We start from the raw sequence: 16,745 nt of genomic DNA, 5'->3' as shown, positions 1-16,745 counted from the left end.
AGTCACCTTTCTGCTTTTAATTCAAATAGTATGTCTCGTAATTCAGATGCACGCTCGAAGTCTAAATCCTTCGCTGCATCTTTCATTTCTTTCTCTATGCGCTCGATTGTCTTTTCTCTTTCTTTTTTCGTAAGTTTCTTCGGTGCTTTTTTCTTATCTTTTTCGTTTACTTCATCTGTATCTACAGTTGCTGAGATTACATCGCGAATTTTTTTATTAATTGTTTGTGGTGTAATACTATGTTCTTCGTTATAGGCTTGTTGTGTTTCACGTCTTCTATTAGTTTCATCTAATGCCGTTCTCATTGAATCAGTAATTTTGTCTGCATACATAATTACTTTACCTTTATCATTACGTGCTGCTCGTCCAATTGTTTGTATAAGTGAACGTTCTGATCTTAAGAAACCTTCTTTATCGGCATCTAAAATAGTTACTAATGATACTTCAGGTATATCTAAACCTTCACGAAGCAAGTTTATACCGACTAATACATCATAAACACCCAATCTTAAATCTCGAATAATTTCTATTCGTTCTAATGTTTTAATTTCAGAGTGTAAGTAATTTACTTTGACACCCGCTTCTTTCAAATAAGTCGTTAAGTCTTCACTCATTTTTTTCGTTAATGTTGTAATTAATACGCGTTCATTTCTTTCGACACGTTCATTAATTTCAGCCATTAAATCATCAATTTGATTTTCACTTGGTCTAACTTCTATTATCGGATCTAACAATCCAGTAGGACGAATGATTTGTTCAACCATTTCATCAGTATGTTCAATTTCATAAGGACCTGGAGTTGCTGAAACGTAAACGAGTTGTTTTGTTTTTTGATCAAATTCTTCAAATTTAAGTGGTCTATTATCTAACGCACTTGGTAGTCTAAATCCATGTTCAACCAAAACACCTTTTCTAGCTTGGTCTCCGTTATACATCCCTCTAATTTGAGGAATCGTAACATGTGATTCATCAATCATAACAAGCCAATCATCACCAAAATAATCCATTAAAGTGTACGGTGTTGACCCTTTAGGTCTTAAAGTTAAATGAACTGAGTAGTTCTCAATTCCTGAGCAAAATCCCATTTCTCTCATCATTTCTAAATCATAATTCGTTCTTTGCTCTAAACGTTGTGCTTCTAATAATTTATTATCTTTTCTAAGATCCTCTAATCGTTCTTTAAGTTCTTTTTCAATACGTTCAATTGCTTCTTTCATCTTTTCTTCACGAGTTACGAAGTGAGATGCCGGATAAAATAAAAAATGCTCTCTTTCAGCAATAACTTCACCCGTTAAATAGTTCACTTCTCTAATTCGGTCAATTTCGTCACCAAAAAATTCAACTCTCACACATAATTCATCTCTTGATGCAGGAAATATTTCAACTACATCTCCTCTTACCCTAAAAGTACCGCGTCTAAAATCGATATCATTTCTTGAATATTGGTTATCGACAAGCTTTCTTAATAATTCATTACGTTCCATTTCCATTCCTACACGTGTACTTACAACTAAATCTTTATATTCTTCTGGGTTACCTAAACCATAAATACAGCTGACACTCGCTATAACAATAACATCATCTCGTTCAAATAATGCACTTGTAGCAGAATGTCGTAATTTATCTATTTCATCATTAATTGATGCATCTTTTTCTATGAATGTATCTGTTTGAGGTACATATGCTTCTGGTTGATAATAATCATAATAACTTACAAAGTATTCAACTCTATTTTCAGGAAAGAATTCTTTAAACTCACTATATAATTGGCCAGCCAATGTTTTATTATGTGCAATTATAAGTGTTGGTTTTCCAACTTCTTTAATAACATTACTCATAGTGAACGTTTTACCTGTTCCTGTTGCACCTAATAATGTTTGATGTCTTTTTCCATCTTTTATACCTTTAACGAGTGATTTTATTGCTTCAGGTTGATCTCCTTGAGGTGAATAATCTGAATGTATTTTAAAAGGATAATGCTGCATAGTAACCTCCTTAAATTTTGTAATATATAAATATATTTTATCAAAAATTTGTAAAAATGACCAAACATTTGTTCGTTTAATTGTTTATTAAATACAAATAAGAGGAAAAATCATATTGATTAATCCTCTTTTCTATCTTGATTCAATTTTATCGATTTCGAGTGAATCCACTATATAAAAACCTATTACTAAACTTACAACATCTAATAGGATAATCACTTCATCATTAAAGAAGCCTTTATAAACAGAAACACCAATTATTATACTGGATACGAGTAATCCAATCCATTTATTTTGAGCAATTTGTGTAAAAATAATAACCATTAAACAAGGGAGAAACAAAGCTAGAATCGGCCAAATCATTCAACTCACTAACTCCTTTTTGTTTCACGTTTTTCAAGAATTGTCATTGTTATTTCTCTTAATTCCGAACGTGGAATAAATTTTTCTTGTAGCATATCAGGTATAATATGCTGTATAAAATCTTGTACAGATGACAAATGATCAAATTGCATAATCGTTTCTAATGAACTTTCATATATTTCAAAGAATAATGGTTCTGGGTTTCTTTTTTGTATCTCACCAAAAGATTCATATAATAAGTCGATTTTATCTGCAACACTAAGTATTTGCCCTTCTATACTATCATCCTTGCCTTCTTGCAATCTATGTCTATATATATCTTGATACTGCTCTGGAAATTCTTCAGTTATAAATTTATCTATCATTTCTTCCTCAACTTGAGAAAATAATTTTTTAATTTCATAAGAGGCATATTTAACAGGCGTTTTGATATCACCAGTAAATATTTCAGGATAGTCATGGTTCAATGCTTTTTCGTATACAAGCTTCCAGTCTATTTCTTGACCATTTTGTTCTTCAACTGTCGCCAAATATTGGGCGATTTTTGTTACTTTAAACGAGTGAGCTGCAACGTTATGGTCTTGATATTTAAATTTACCTGGACATCTCACTAATTTTTCCAAGTCAGATAAACTTTTAAAATATTGATGTACCCCCATTAATTTTCCTCCTTAACTTGTGTAACTAAGTTGTTCAGTGTCTTCTCAGATAATTCACCTAAATACACTTTTTTTATTTTGCCATTTTTATCTACGAATAATGTCGTAGGGATATTATATGATTTAAATTTCTTAAGAAAATCATCTTCTGCAATATAAACATTATAGTTTACATTTACATCATTAATTAATTGTTCAGCTGATTTACGTTTATCTTTTACGTTTAAACCAATCAGCTCGACACCATTTTCTTTATTTTTTGCATATTTAACAAGTTCAGGCATTTCTCTTTTACAAGGATCACACCAAGAAGCAAACAAATTAATAATAGTTATATCATTTTTAGAAGTAACTTCTTTTAAATTTGTAGCCTTTTGCGTTGTAAATTTCTTAACTGTTTCATCATTTACATTTAAACCTGTTGCAGGATGACTGTTTTGAAATGACTTCTTCCCTTGTTGTTCTTTAAACTGTTCTTTAGTTTGAAACTTATTAATATCAAGTACTTTATATACACTAATACCGATTAAGCTTATTAAAAATAATACTAGTATGATTTTTAACCATTTTTTCATGTTTTCAAACCTCAATACACTTATTTACGTTTATTATATCAACTATAGTTATAAAAAAAAGCAAATAGTTAAAATTCTTACATAGAATTAACTACTTGCTTGAAATATGATCTAATTTTAAAACCTAATGAATATAGTTATAAGCTCCTGCTGCTGATGCTGAAATTGTACGTGAAGACACAATACCAACACCTTGATAATTCATTTCAGAAACTTGGATAGATCCATCAGAATTCACTTTGTCAACATATGCAACGTGACCATATCCTCCAGCAGTTGACTGTAATATAGCCCCTGCAGATGGGTTATTATTTACAGTATAACCTGATTGAGCTGCTGCATTCGCCCAGTTATTTGCATTTCCCCAAGTGTTTCCAATATCAGGACGTTTACTAAATGCATAATAAGTACATTGACCTGAAGTATACAAGTTATTACCTCCACCTGAAGAAGGTCTGCTGTATGATACTTGTTGTGTTTGTTGTGTTTGTTGTGCTGGTTGTGCATCTTGTGTTGCTTGAGCATGTTGTGTTTGTTGTGCAGTTTGAGTTGAGTTATTTGAATTAAACGTTGGTACTTCATAAGCATGTGCATCTTCACTATTAAATACATTTTCATTTGAAGTTTGTTCAGATACATTTCTCAAGACAGTTTCTTCTTGTGATGATGCCTCTGGTGCATGAATTGTTAAACTAGTAGGTTGAGCTGTCGCTTCTGAACCTTCTTGAGCTACTGATAATTTCTCTCCAACAATAATCAAATCAGAAGTCAAATTGTTCCATTCTTTTAATTCTGTAACAGATACATCAAATTTCTCAGCTATTGTATTAAGTGTATCGCCTTCTTGAATTGTATATATATTATCTTCTAACACTTTTAAGTTTTGTCCGACTGTAACATCGCCTGTGATATTGTTTAATGATTTAAGTTCTGAAATTGAAGTCCCGTATTCCTGTGCAATTGTTTCTAAAGTTTCTCCATCTTTAACTTTAATATCCGATGCAAATGCAGTAGTATTTGATAATGTAGTTAAAGCTGTGACTGACGCTAAAGTAATGAATGTCTTCTTCATGATGACATATCCTCCCAAGTTTTATATGATTTAATTTATATTTTTATTTTATAGGGTTCCCCTCAACTAATACTGGAAATAATATATCATATAATCGAACCTCATTTTTCTTTGTTACAAATTCGTAATATAAACGTTACTGTCTGATAATTTTTCAGAAAAAATTGTTACTAAAGACTGTCATGAAAGTATTTAAAAGCGCACCATTAATTGTATTTTTACAATTAATGGTGCGCTTTTTTACTCTATTTATACATTTGAAAAGGTGATGATATTTATCTAAAAATTTTCCATTTCATATAAATAACACATCTAATATATTATTTATAAGGTTTAAATGAGTTGTATTATTTTTGTTCTGCCAACCATTTTGCTACTTCTTTAGCTTCTTTCTCATCTACAACTTTGCTCGGCATACTACCTTTACCTTCATTAATTATCTTTTCGATATCTGCTTCTGACATTTTAGCCCCAACTTTTTTTAATGAAGGACCAGAAGCACCATCAAGATCTTTACCATGACATCCAACACAAGAATTATTTTTAAAAATCTTTTCCCCTTTTGAACTATATTCCTCCGTCTTACTATCATCGTTTGATTGACCACAACCAGCAAAGATTAACGATGATAATGCCAATACAGAAATCATGCCCATTTTGATTTTCATGTATAACACTCCATTCAATATATTATCAAATATATTTTATCATGAAATTTAGTAATTAGGTATCCTTTTGTGCAAGAATTCACAATCAAAATCATGCATATATACGACACACCGCTCAATCCAGTCAGCTACTGCCAATACAATGAGTAGAGGCTGAGACAATTAAATTGTCCCAGCCTCATTCAACTCAATATTACTTTTCATCAATTTGACTTCTTAAATATGCATCAATGAAAGGTTCTATATCTCCCTCCATCACTGCATTAGTGTTACCAGTTTCTTCATTAGTTCTATGATCTTTAACCATAGCGTATGGGTGGAATACGTATGAACGTATTTGACTGCCCCATCCAATTTCTTTTTGCTCCCCTCTAATTTCATCAAGGGCTGCAGCTTGTTCTTCAAGTTCTTTTTGGTAAAGTTTAGCTTTCAACATTTTCATCGCTTGTTCTCTATTTTTAATTTGAGATCTTTCGTTTTGACAAGTTACGACTATTCCTGTTGGTTGGTGTGTGATACGTACTGCAGAGTCAGTAGTGTTTACGTGCTGTCCACCTGCTCCTGATGCTCTATACGTATCAACTGTAATATCTTCAGAATTAACTTCAATTTCAATTTTTTCATTATTAAATTCAGGTGTAACATCACATGAAACGAAAGATGTATGTCTTCTTCCAGATGAATCAAATGGAGAAATTCTCACTAATCTATGAACACCTTTTTCAGCTTTTAAGTAGCCATATGCGTTATGTCCTTTAATTAGAATTGTAACACTCTTAATTCCAGCTTCATCGCCTGATTGGTAGTCTAATGTTTCAACTTTGAATCCTTTTTGTTCAGCAAATCGTTGATACATCCGAAGTAACATGGATCCCCAATCTTGTGATTCAGTTCCACCAGCTCCAGGATGTAGCTCTAAAATCGCATTATTTTCATCATGTTCTCCATTAAGCAATAATTTTAATTCAAATTGATCGATGTCTGATTTTAATGTTTTTAAATCTTGCTCTAAAATTTCATGCATATCTTCGTCATATTCTTCTTGAAGAAGTTCAACAGTAGTTAATAAATCATCCGTTTGTTGTTCTAATTTATGATAATCTCCTACTACTGATTTTAAAGCATTATTTTTATTAATAATATCTTGCGCCTTATTTTGATCGTCCCAAAAGCTCGGATCAACCATCATCTCTTCATATTCTTGAATGTTAGTCTCTTTATTTTCTAAGTCAAAGAGACCCCCTGATATTCATTAATTTTTCATTGTTTTTATTTAAAGTTTGTCTAATTTCCGTTAATTCCATAAGTTTACTCCTTTATGCTTGGCCGTGACAGTTTTTATATTTTTTTCCGCTTCCACATGGACACGGATCATTACGACCTACTTGTTCATCTTTAACGATAGGTTTAGGTTTGACTTTTTCTTTACCATCATTGGCACCTACGTGTTTAGCTTCGCCTATTTCAACTTGTTCACGTTCAACTTGTTCTCCGCGATCAATTGTTGACTTAAGAATATATTTACTTACTTCATCTTCAATTTCGTTCAACATCGTTTCAAATAAATCTAATCCTTCGTTTTGATATTCACGAAGTGGATTGATTTGGCCATAAGATCTTAAATGAATACCTGTACGTAATTGGTCCATCGTATCGATATGGTCTGTCCATTTACGGTCAATTGTTCTTAAAACAATCATGCGTTCAAATTCAGACATTTGGTCACCAAAGTCTTCTTGTTGTGCATCATATTGAGCCTTAATTTTTTCAAGAACAATTTCAATGATATCTTCATAATCTCTACCACGAATATCATCTGCTTTAATTGAATCTTGTTGTAAATAAGAATCATCGATAAATTGTACGAGTGCATCATAATCAATTTCTTCTTCATTATTTGATAAATGATAATTAACGCCACGTTCTAGAGATGATTTAATCATATCTTTCACAATATCTTGTACGTCTTCTTTTTCAATTATATCGTTACGTTCACCATAAATGATTTCACGTTGTTTTCTTAATACATCATCATATTCTAATAGTCGTTTACGAGCATCAAAGTTATTACCTTCAACACGTTTTTGAGCTGATTCAACTGCTCTAGAAACCATTTTAGATTCGATAGGTGTATCATCATTCATTCCTAATTTACCCATTAGTGATTGCATACGTTCAGAACCGAATCTGACCATTAATTCATCTTGTAGTGATAGGTAGAATCTACTTCGCCCAACGTCACCTTGACGACCAGAACGACCTCTTAGCTGATCATCGATACGTCTTGATTCATGTCGTTCTGTACCGATTACTGCTAGTCCACCTAATTCAACAACACCGTCTCCAAGTTTGATGTCTGTACCACGACCAGCCATGTTTGTTGCGATTGTAACTGCACCTTTTTGACCAGCATTTAAAATGATGTCTGCTTCACGTTCATGGTTTTTAGCATTCAATACATTATGCCTAACGCCTTTTTTCTTCAATAGTTGTGAAATATACTCACTTGTTTCTACAGCCACAGTACCTAATAATACAGGCTGTCCTTTTTTGTAAAATTCAATAACGTCATTAACAACAGCATCGAATTTACCTTTTTGAGATGAAAAAATTAAATCCGCTTCATCTAGACGTTGGATCGGTCTATTTGTAGGTATTTGTGTAACTGTCATATTATAAATATTTCTAAATTCTTCTTCTTCCGTCTTAGCTGTACCAGTCATACCAGACAACTTATTGTACATTCTAAAGAAGTTTTGGAATGTAATAGAAGCCATTGTTTTAGATTCATTTTGAATTTCTAAACCTTCTTTAGCTTCAATTGCTTGGTGTAAACCGTCTGAGAATCGACGTCCAGGCATTGTACGACCAGTAAATTGGTCAACAATCATAATTTCGCCATCTTCAACAACATAATCTTTATCTTTAAACATCGTTCTGTTTGCTTTTAAAGCTATATTAATATGATGCATTAAGTTCACATTTTTAACGTCGAATAAATTATCTATTTTAAACATGCGTTCTGCTTTATCAATACCTTGCTCAGTTAATGTGATTGCTTTAGTCTTTTCATCATAAGTAAAGTCATCATCATCTTTAAGCATTTTTACAAACACGTTTGTTTGAGTATATAAAGTTGTTGATTTTTCAGCTTCACCAGAAATGATAAGTGGCGTTCTCGCTTCATCGATTAAAATTGAATCGACCTCATCAATGATTGCAAAGTTTAATGGTCTCATAACGCGGTCTTTTTTATAAGTAACCATGTTGTCTCTTAAATAATCGAACCCAAGCTCATTATTTGTACTATACGTAATATCTGATGCGTATGCTTCACGCTTTTGATCTGTATTCATTGAATTTAAATTCAGACCTACAGATAGTCCTAAGAAATTGTATAGTTGTGCCATTTCTTCACTTTGTGAACTTGATAAATATTCATTGACAGTAACAACATGAACACCTCTACCTGTTAATGCATTTAAATAAACAGGCATAGTTGCTGTTAATGTCTTACCTTCACCAGTTTTCATTTCAGAAATATCGCCACGATGAATCGCAATACCACCCATAATTTGCACTTTAAATGGTGTCATTTTGAATACTCTTGTAGACGCTTCTCTAACAATTGCATATGCTTCTGGTAGTAATTTTTCTAAATACTTTTCTTGCTTTTTATAATCTTCTATTTCAGCTAATTCTTTTTTAAATTGTTCTGTCTTTTCTCTTAATTGCTCATCTGTTAACTTAGCAATTTCATCTTCAAAATTAATGACTTGATTTGCTAACTTCTCGAGTGATTTTACTACTCGTTTATTACCATCAGCTATTTTTGATAAAAAACCCATTTTGTTCTCTCCTTCAACTAGGAAACTAGTAATCTTACAACAATATATCATAACACTTTTATATCACTTTTTATACTATTTAAGATTACCACCTCTGTAAATGAAAAGCTATTAATAGACAAAGAAACTGATGCAGAAATTCTGCACCAGTCCTTGTGTTCTTACTTTATTGTATAGAAGTTTCAATTAATCCATATTTTCCATCTTTACGTTTATAAACAATACTTGTTTCATCTGTTTCTGCATCTGTGAAAATGTAAAAATCATGTCCTAATAAATTCATTTGTAATACTGCTTCTTCAGAATCCATAGGTTTTAACGCAAATTGTTTAGAACGGATAATTTCAATTTCATTATCACTATCGTTATCTTCACTTTCTACTGGTGATGATGCATCTACACTTGTTGCAAATACATCTTTATCTCGCCCTTTATCGCGATACTTTCTGTTGACCTTTGTTTTGTACTTACGCACTTGTCTTTCAAGTTTGTTTGTTATCAAGTCGATTCCAGCATATAAATCTTCATGTCTTTCCTCAGCTCTTAAAGTAACATCTTTCAACGGAATAGTTACTTCAACTTTACTGCGAGAATCCTGATAAGTTTTAATTTTAACATGAGCTATTGCCTCTGGGACATTAGTAAAGTATCTTTCAAGTTTACTTACTTTGTCCTCAATATAATTTCTTATCGGATCAGTCACTGTGATGTTTTCACCATGAATTTCAAATCTGATCATAAAGCACCGACTCCTTTAACGCTCTATTTCTCTTGTGTTTCTTCCTACTTATATTTTACCATTATTTCCCCCTCTTGCAAATGTTAAGGTATCTATTTTTCTGATTTTTCTAATAAATAAAAGTTCAGCTAATTGGTGAATTGTCAGCCCTGTTGTATAAATATCATCTACGAGTAAAATACATTTATTTTCTAATTCTATTTCTTGATTTATTCTAAATGGGTTGAGTTGTAAAGACCTTTGTTTTTTTGTTAAATCAGATTGTTTTTGTCTGAGTTCAGTCTCAAATATTTGTATATAATTTACATTTTGAATATCTAATACGAAAGTAACATGATCAAATGTTCTAGTTGCGAGTTTATTTGGATGAATTGGTGCAGGAATTATGTAGTCATACTGTTTCAAAATATTTTTAGGTAACTGAAATATTTGAGCAATTGCAACGTCTCCCATAAATTTGTATTGATGCATTAATTCTTTTATAAGTCCTTGGTAATCATATATCGTATAAAGTTGATTGATTAATTGATACCTATTGGATAACCAAAGACAATCTAGACATTCATTTTCCTCTGAAGAAAGCACTTTTAAACAACGTTTACAACGTCTATCATTGAGATTAAAGGTAAGTTGTGGCTCACAATTTTTACATATAGTAGATGTGGACGAAAAAAGATTCAATAAATTTATCTCTTCATTTATTGAATTTTGACATATAACACATTTCTTCATGTTATCCATCCTTTCTTACGTGCAAGACTATTCATTTTTGAGATTTCATTTTTTGCATGTAACATATTTTTCGTAATACCTTCGTGGTAGCAAACAACTTTTCCAGTAGGACATGATAATTTACGCCCCACCCGACCAGCTATTTGAATAATTGCACTGCTTGTAAATTTTTCAGTATGCACGATAACGACGTCTAAGTATTCAAGCGTGACACTTCTCTCTAAAATCGTCGTCGTAAACATGATGTCGATCTCATCATTTCTTAATAGGCTAACTTTTTCATGCCGCTCTGAATCAACACTTGAAACATACTCAATTTTTGAAAAGTAGTGTTCATACATATTAAATACTTTTTTCATGTAACTTATATCATGGAAAAACACAAAAGTTTTCCTTTTATCTTCTATTTGTTTCTTTAATAGTTTTAGCAATTTTTGATTTAATTTTGTTTCTTTTATCGCATTGAATTGAAATTCAGGAAGGGGTAAAGAATGACCGTGATATCTTGCTGGAAGTTTAATTATTTGAGAATCCGTAAATTTCGCTTGGAGTTGTTGATTTGGAGTTGCAGTTAAATAAATGTGACTTGCGTGAAGTGTAGATGCTTTATGAATCGTATGCATAAGTTGATTATCCATATCTAAAGGAAATGCATCAACTTCATCGACAATAACAACATCAAAATGACTATCATAACGCATTAATTGATGTACAGTTGCTACAACAAAAGTACTATTATATTGACCAAAATTGCCTTCATACATTAAATCGATTTGCTCATCTTTAAAAGCCTCTGCTAATCTTAAATATACTTCTTTAACAACATCGACTCTTGGAGAAACTACAGCAACGTTATCTCCATTTTGTCTAGCTACTGAAATACCTTCAAATATCATTTCTGTTTTGCCTGCACCAGTCACCGCATGAAGTAATAAATGTTCACTGTTTAATACCGCTTGTTTAATTTTGTCTGATGCATGTCTTTGCTGTTCACTAAGCTCAAAATTCAATCGATATTTACATAATGATTTCTGTCTCTCACTTTCAATGATATAAATAGCTTTGCAACTTTGAACTTTGCCTAGGTTTATACAGTATCTGCAATAAGTTGTTGTTGCATTACAATGATGACAATAATAATTAAAGAATAACGTTTGATCAGTGTTACCACATTGGTTACAAATATATTTTTCATGTACCTTTGAAACACCAGGTTTACTGACTTTTACTGTTTCCGTTGTTAAATTGTTTAAATCATGACATATTCGTCCATATAATTTCATCGTAACCTCCAATAAAAAAGCACAAAAAGCTTAAGCTTTTTGTGCTGTAGTTATTTTATATAGATAAATCTAATTCTGTCGTTGTAAATCCTAATCCTAATGCACCTTCACCTAAGTGTGTGCCAATTACTGGTCCGAAATAACTCAATATAACATTCGCTTCAGGAAACTTCTCTTCTATTTGTGCTTTCCAAGAAACTGCACTTTCTTTGTCATTAGCATGAATAATAACAATAGATAAGTTTTTGTAACCTTCCACTTCTGTAGCAATTTGTTCTTCGATACGTTTTATAGCTCTTTTCTTAGTTCTCACTTTGTCATATGGAACAATTTTAGTGTCCTCAAAGTGTAACAAAGGCTTAACTTGTAACATTGTACCTACTAAAGCCTGTGCACTGTTTAAACGTCCGCCTTTTTTCAAGTTGTTTAAATCATCAACTATGAAATAAGCGTTTGTCGTTTCTTTCATGCTTTCTAATTGTTCAAGTATATTATCTACAACTGTCATGCCTTGTTCTACAAGCTGAGCAGCTTTTAAAGCATAGAACCCTTGAACAGCACAAGAAATTTCAGAATCGAATGGATGAACTTGAATTCCATCAACCATAGCATTTGCTGTTACTGCACTTTGGAAAGTACCACTTATACCACTTGATAAGTGAACGGCTATTACATCTGTATAGCCATCTTCTTTTAAGCTTTCGAGCAACTCGACATATTCACCCATAGCAGGTTGAGAAGTTGTCGGCAATTGCGTTTCATTTCTCATTCTTTTATAAAAATCATCTGTCTTCAGTTCCGATAATTCTTTATATGTTTCATCATTAAAAATAACGTTTAGCGCGACTGTTTTAATTTGATATTTATCTAAATAAGCTTGATCTAAATATGCTGTTGAATCTGTTAGAACAGCAATTTTCATAAAGTTATCCTCCTTGATTCTCTTCCATATCAATCATATCTAATTCTCACTTATTTGAAAAGGAGTTTATTGACTAAATTGCATACGGTTCTACATGACTAATTTTGTAAGTATCGCCCTTTTTAATTAGTGTTACAGCTTCTTTAAAGGATTTCTTCTCTTCTTTACTACCATCTTTTGGATGTGCTGTTGTTTCTGTACTATAAAATACAACAACTTGGTCTTTTTTATCCTCTAAGAATTTAATATTGGATATCTTTTTATCAAACTTATAATTTTTAAGTGTATCTTTTAATACTTTTTCTTCTTCTTTAACATCAAGTTGTTTAGAATTTGAATCTATTGTTTTTATATATTCATCGACATTCCCTTCATTTAAAGACTTTCTATTTTGTTCTATCACTTCTTTTACTGCCTTTTCAGTCTTATCATTCACTTGAATTGTTTCTTTAGGATTTCCTTTTTCATCTATTTTTATACCATGTTTATCTCCTGCTTCATCAGTCGTTGGTTTCTCCTCTTCTTTTGAACCACAAGCCACTAACACTAACGATAACACTATACATAAAAGTAATAATTTATTCTTCAATTCATACAATCCTTTCCCGTCCATTTTTAATAGTATATAATATATCGTAACAGATTAAGATGTAAAGGGAGAAGTATAAACATGGCAGAAGGACTAATTACAATTAAATCAGCACATGAAACTGAGATTGTTATCAATAAATCAAGGTTTATTGCAAGTATATATCCTGCAGAAACAGAAGAAGAAGCTAAAGCGTTTATACAAAGCAAGAAAAAAGAACATCATGATGCCACTCACAATTGTTCAAGTTATATTATAGGTCCAACCATGCTTATACAAAAAGCCAATGATGACGGAGAACCATCAGGAACTGCTGGTGTACCAATGTTAGAAGTATTAAAAAAGCAGCAGCTCCACAATGTCGTAGTCGTCGTTACAAGATATTTTGGTGGCATTAAATTAGGTGCCGGCGGACTTATTAGAGCATATGGTAGCGCAGTTAGCCAAGTCATTAAAGAAATAGGACGCATCATATTATTAGACGCTATTCCATTTGAAATCACACTCGATTACGATCAAACAGGACGCTTCGAACACGAATTACAACAAACAGATTATCAATTAGTCGACACATCATATACAGACAAAGTAACATATACAATTAACGTCATCGCATCAGAAGAAGACAACTTCATCTCTTTCTTAAATGAAGTTAATCAAGGAAAATATGACTTAACGAAACAAGATATGATTGCCTTACCATTTCCATATAATAAAGAAGAAGAACGCTAATCAAGGTTGTTTATATAGTCTAACAAGCAATACTCACAAAACTTGCCGTTAAAAACCTATATACTTATTTTTCCCGCGAAAAGCATGCGCATAAAAAAGAACGCTAATTTCTATTAGCGTTCTTTTTTATATTTTGTTCTTGTTAAAAAGTTAAGAATTGGTCTGTAATTTGCATTTATGAGACCTGTGAATTCTACGATTAACTCTATTGTAATTAAAATCATAATAAACATCATTAAGACGCCATATGGTGGTGATAAATAAAGTATCACACTCGATATACTAAATAGAATAGCTATCATATATATTAAGACGACAGTTTGTCTATGTGTATAACCTAAATCTAATAACTTATGATGTAAATGTGATTTATCTGCTTGTACGATGGATTGTCGATTATGTAATCTACGAATCACAGCGAATAACATATCAATAAATGGAACTGCAAGAATAACCATTGGGAAGAATAACGATATTAATGTAATATTTTTAAAACCTAATAACGATAAGACACCAATGATATACCCTAGAAGTAATGCCCCACTATCTCCTAAGAATATTTTTGCAGGGTGTGAATTAAATACTAGGAATCCTAATAAAGAACCTATTAATACACCACATATCATCATTATAAATATATTTTGTTGTAGTATTGCGATAAATCCTATCGTTATTAAAGCTATACAAGATATTCCTGACGCTAATCCGTCTAACCCATCAATTAAGTTAATTGCATTCATAACTGCAACTACCCAAAATATTGTCATTGGAATACTGAATATACCAAATTCTATTACTATACCAAAAGGTAGTGTAATAAAATCAAGCGTTACATGGTTTAAGACTACAATTAAAGAAACTGCAATCTGTCCAGCAAGTTTAACAAGTGGTTTCATATCATAAAGATCATCAACTAAACCAATTAAATATATAACAATTGCACCTAATATAATAGGAATTGTTTCATGTTCAACAGGTTTTCCCCACCATAATCCGATAAGAAAAGATAATAAAATGACTGATCCGCCTAATACAGATACTGGTTTAGTATGAACTTTTCTAACATTTGGCATATCAACTGCACCAATTTTTTTTGAAAGAACAATGACTAAAGGTGTTAGTATTAAACTTACAATCATGGTTAGTAATATTAGTTGCAAAGTAAACATGGATTCACCTTCATTTTTAAATTGAAGCATTATTTTAATTTATATATTACTTTTAGAATATCAAAGTTTTATTCTACATGCTATAAAAACAATAGTATACCACATTTTTTAGTAGGAAGAATTTTAAAGCATAACAGAACATTATATCGTTCATGTGAAAAAAGAAACTTTTTTAACAAAATATCCTATTATATCGTGACAAAAGCCACCTAATAGATTACAATATCATATGGCTTACTAAAAGAAGGATGGTGTTAAATGATACAAGCAATTATATTTAATATATCAGTGACTATTGCAGCATTTTATCTATACCATCGAATGCAATATAACGAAACAAGAACAGTGACTTTTTCTCAAAATTATATCACCCTTTTAATGACAGGTGTTTCTATATTATTAGTATCAAATCCTATACAATATCATGAATATGTTATTACTTTAAGTTTTATTCCAATTCTCTTCTTAGGAAGGTTTACTAATTTATTTTATTCTGTTTTAAGTGCAGGTGTTGTATTACTTGTTGACATGTTCGCATTTGGAACACCATTTTTAGATAATCTGCATTTGCTTATTATAGCAGTTGTAGTTGGTGTGATTGGTCCATTTCTTAAACAAAGTGATTTCGTTAGTATTCAATTATTATATTTGATAAGCATCATTATTATAGCTATAACGCTTATCTTTTTAAATCCAGACTCATGGCTAAATGAGTGGTTGTTTCTTGTACCCGTTTCCTTTATTCTTAGTATTATAAGTGCAAGTGTTTATCGAGACATTTGGATATTGAAAAATTTAATTTCAAGATATGAAAACGAAGAATCAGTAGATTATTTAACAGGATTAGGAAATGTTAAAGAATTTGATCGTTATTTAAACAAGACTACAGAACAAATTACTGAAAATGATCAATCTATGGCTTTATTATTAATTGATATAGATGGCTTTAAAAATGTAAATGATGCATATAGTCATAAAGCTGGAGACGCTGTTCTTAAACAAATGTCACAGTTATTGATAAATTATTTACCAAAAGATGTTAAGGCTTTTCGTAACGGTGGAGAAGAATTTTCGATTATAATTGTTGGTGAGACGTTAGACAGTGCGATTAAATTAGCTGAAAGCATTCGTGATAGTGTTCAACAGTCTACGTTCCATTTACCAAATAAAGAAACGATAAAGTTATCTGTTTCTATTGGCGTAGGTTACTTAAGTGAACAAGACAACAAATCTAAACGTCGTGTCTTCAAAGATGCCGATGATATGTTACATGAAGCAAAATTACAAGGTCAAAACAAAGTAATGTTCAATCCAATTATTAAATTATAAAATGAACATAGAATTGCCTATAGCAATTCTATGTTTTTTGTTGGAAAGTTTTTATTATATGTATTAACATTAATTCAATG

Annotated in this window: 16 protein-coding genes; 2 read left to right on the top strand and 14 right to left on the bottom strand. The window is 31.4% G+C overall.

The genetic code is table 11. The features are described 5' to 3' along the window. Positions 1-2 precede the first annotated feature (2 nt). From uvrB to B2G86_RS06845, 13 genes are all read right to left on the bottom strand, one after another. Positions 3-1,985 (bottom strand): excinuclease ABC subunit UvrB, encoded by a 1,983-nt coding sequence (gene uvrB, locus B2G86_RS06905; protein WP_078357396.1) that lies wholly within the window; start codon positions 1,983-1,985, stop codon positions 3-5. Between the two features lie 132 nt (positions 1,986-2,117). Further along, entirely contained in the window at positions 2,118-2,348 is a 231-nt protein-coding gene (locus tag B2G86_RS06900; protein ID WP_078357395.1) for a DUF2198 family protein, read from the bottom strand. 8 nt (positions 2,349-2,356) lie between these two features. After that, on the bottom strand, positions 2,357-3,007 hold the full coding sequence (locus B2G86_RS06895; protein ID WP_016912676.1) for an HD domain-containing protein: 651 nt from the start codon (positions 3,005-3,007) through the stop codon (positions 2,357-2,359). Then, positions 3,007-3,582 (bottom strand): TlpA family protein disulfide reductase, encoded by a 576-nt coding sequence (locus tag B2G86_RS06890; protein ID WP_078357394.1) that lies wholly within the window; start codon positions 3,580-3,582, stop codon positions 3,007-3,009. The genes B2G86_RS06895 and B2G86_RS06890 overlap by 1 nt, the downstream gene beginning before the upstream one ends. 124 nt (positions 3,583-3,706) lie before the next feature. Continuing rightward, positions 3,707-4,654, bottom strand: a complete 948-nt coding sequence (locus B2G86_RS06885; RefSeq protein ID WP_078357393.1) for a LysM peptidoglycan-binding domain-containing protein — start codon at positions 4,652-4,654, stop codon at positions 3,707-3,709. 347 nt (positions 4,655-5,001) lie between these two features. Next, complete coding sequence (cccB, locus tag B2G86_RS06880) at positions 5,002-5,322, bottom strand: cytochrome c551 (protein WP_078357392.1); 321 nt, start codon at positions 5,320-5,322, stop codon at positions 5,002-5,004. 193 nt (positions 5,323-5,515) lie between these two features. Then, positions 5,516-6,626 (bottom strand): peptide chain release factor 2 gene (gene prfB, locus B2G86_RS06875; RefSeq protein WP_142242928.1). Its coding sequence is split into 2 segments (ribosomal slippage): positions 5,516-6,553 and positions 6,555-6,626, totalling 1,110 coding nucleotides; the frame shifts between segments, so codons are not numbered across the junction. Positions 6,627-6,638: 12 nt separating this feature from the next. Continuing rightward, complete coding sequence (gene secA, locus B2G86_RS06870) at positions 6,639-9,170, bottom strand: preprotein translocase subunit SecA (RefSeq protein ID WP_078357390.1); 2,532 nt, start codon at positions 9,168-9,170, stop codon at positions 6,639-6,641. A 166-nt stretch (positions 9,171-9,336) separates the two neighbouring features. Beyond that, the gene (gene hpf, locus B2G86_RS06865; RefSeq protein WP_078357389.1) at positions 9,337-9,909 is read right to left on the bottom strand and encodes a ribosome hibernation-promoting factor, HPF/YfiA family; all 573 of its coding nucleotides are present in this window, start codon (positions 9,907-9,909) and stop codon (positions 9,337-9,339) included. Between the two features lie 48 nt (positions 9,910-9,957). Continuing rightward, positions 9,958-10,641, bottom strand: coding sequence for a ComF family protein (locus tag B2G86_RS06860; RefSeq protein WP_078357388.1), 684 nt, complete (start codon positions 10,639-10,641; stop codon positions 9,958-9,960). Beyond that, entirely contained in the window at positions 10,638-11,924 is a 1,287-nt protein-coding gene (locus B2G86_RS06855; RefSeq protein ID WP_142242927.1) for a DEAD/DEAH box helicase family protein, read from the bottom strand. Before B2G86_RS06855 ends, B2G86_RS06860 begins: the two co-directional genes overlap by 4 nt. A 55-nt stretch (positions 11,925-11,979) precedes the next feature. Then, on the bottom strand, positions 11,980-12,846 hold the full coding sequence (gene fakB1, locus B2G86_RS06850) for a fatty acid kinase binding subunit FakB1 (protein ID WP_078357387.1): 867 nt from the start codon (positions 12,844-12,846) through the stop codon (positions 11,980-11,982). 73 nt (positions 12,847-12,919) lie between these two features. Next, a complete protein-coding gene (locus B2G86_RS06845) occupies positions 12,920-13,435 on the bottom strand; it encodes a hypothetical protein (protein ID WP_078357386.1) in 516 nt (171 codons plus the stop codon). Between the two features lie 81 nt (positions 13,436-13,516). Between B2G86_RS06845 and B2G86_RS06840 the strand changes: the two genes are divergently transcribed. Next, a complete protein-coding gene (locus B2G86_RS06840; protein ID WP_078357385.1) occupies positions 13,517-14,167 on the top strand; it encodes a YigZ family protein in 651 nt (216 codons plus the stop codon). A 113-nt stretch (positions 14,168-14,280) separates the two neighbouring features. Here B2G86_RS06840 and B2G86_RS06835 read toward each other — a convergent pair whose 3' ends face one another. Continuing rightward, positions 14,281-15,336: a glycosyltransferase family 4 protein gene (locus B2G86_RS06835; RefSeq protein WP_078357384.1), complete on the bottom strand. Its 1,056-nt coding sequence runs from the start codon at positions 15,334-15,336 to the stop codon at positions 14,281-14,283. Positions 15,337-15,594: 258 nt separating this feature from the next. Between B2G86_RS06835 and gdpS the strand changes: the two genes are divergently transcribed. Continuing rightward, entirely contained in the window at positions 15,595-16,665 is a 1,071-nt protein-coding gene (gene gdpS, locus B2G86_RS06830) for a GGDEF domain-containing protein GdpS (protein WP_078357383.1), read from the top strand. Positions 16,666-16,745 lie beyond the last annotated feature (80 nt).

The sequence above is a fragment of the Mammaliicoccus fleurettii genome (assembly GCF_002018435.1).
GTDB lineage: Bacteria > Bacillota > Bacilli > Staphylococcales > Staphylococcaceae > Mammaliicoccus > Mammaliicoccus fleurettii.
This window is presented reverse-complemented; position numbering and strand designations above follow the sequence as displayed.

Coding starts and splice junctions, on each gene's coding strand:
- uvrB (WP_078357396.1), bottom strand. CDS start 1,985: ATGCAGCATTATCCTTTTAAAATACATTCAGATTATTCACCTCAAGGA.
- B2G86_RS06900 (WP_078357395.1), bottom strand. CDS start 2,348: ATGATTTGGCCGATTCTAGCTTTGTTTCTCCCTTGTTTAATGGTTATT.
- B2G86_RS06895 (WP_016912676.1), bottom strand. CDS start 3,007: ATGGGGGTACATCAATATTTTAAAAGTTTATCTGACTTGGAAAAATTA.
- B2G86_RS06890 (WP_078357394.1), bottom strand. CDS start 3,582: ATGAAAAAATGGTTAAAAATCATACTAGTATTATTTTTAATAAGCTTA.
- B2G86_RS06885 (WP_078357393.1), bottom strand. CDS start 4,654: ATGAAGAAGACATTCATTACTTTAGCGTCAGTCACAGCTTTAACTACA.
- cccB (WP_078357392.1), bottom strand. CDS start 5,322: ATGAAAATCAAAATGGGCATGATTTCTGTATTGGCATTATCATCGTTA.
- secA (WP_078357390.1), bottom strand. CDS start 9,170: ATGGGTTTTTTATCAAAAATAGCTGATGGTAATAAACGAGTAGTAAAA.
- hpf (WP_078357389.1), bottom strand. CDS start 9,909: ATGATCAGATTTGAAATTCATGGTGAAAACATCACAGTGACTGATCCG.
- B2G86_RS06860 (WP_078357388.1), bottom strand. CDS start 10,641: ATGAAGAAATGTGTTATATGTCAAAATTCAATAAATGAAGAGATAAAT.
- B2G86_RS06855 (WP_142242927.1), bottom strand. CDS start 11,924: ATGAAATTATATGGACGAATATGTCATGATTTAAACAATTTAACAACG.
- fakB1 (WP_078357387.1), bottom strand. CDS start 12,846: ATGAAAATTGCTGTTCTAACAGATTCAACAGCATATTTAGATCAAGCT.
- B2G86_RS06840 (WP_078357385.1), top strand. CDS start 13,517: ATGGCAGAAGGACTAATTACAATTAAATCAGCACATGAAACTGAGATT.
- B2G86_RS06835 (WP_078357384.1), bottom strand. CDS start 15,336: ATGTTTACTTTGCAACTAATATTACTAACCATGATTGTAAGTTTAATA.
- gdpS (WP_078357383.1), top strand. CDS start 15,595: ATGATACAAGCAATTATATTTAATATATCAGTGACTATTGCAGCATTT.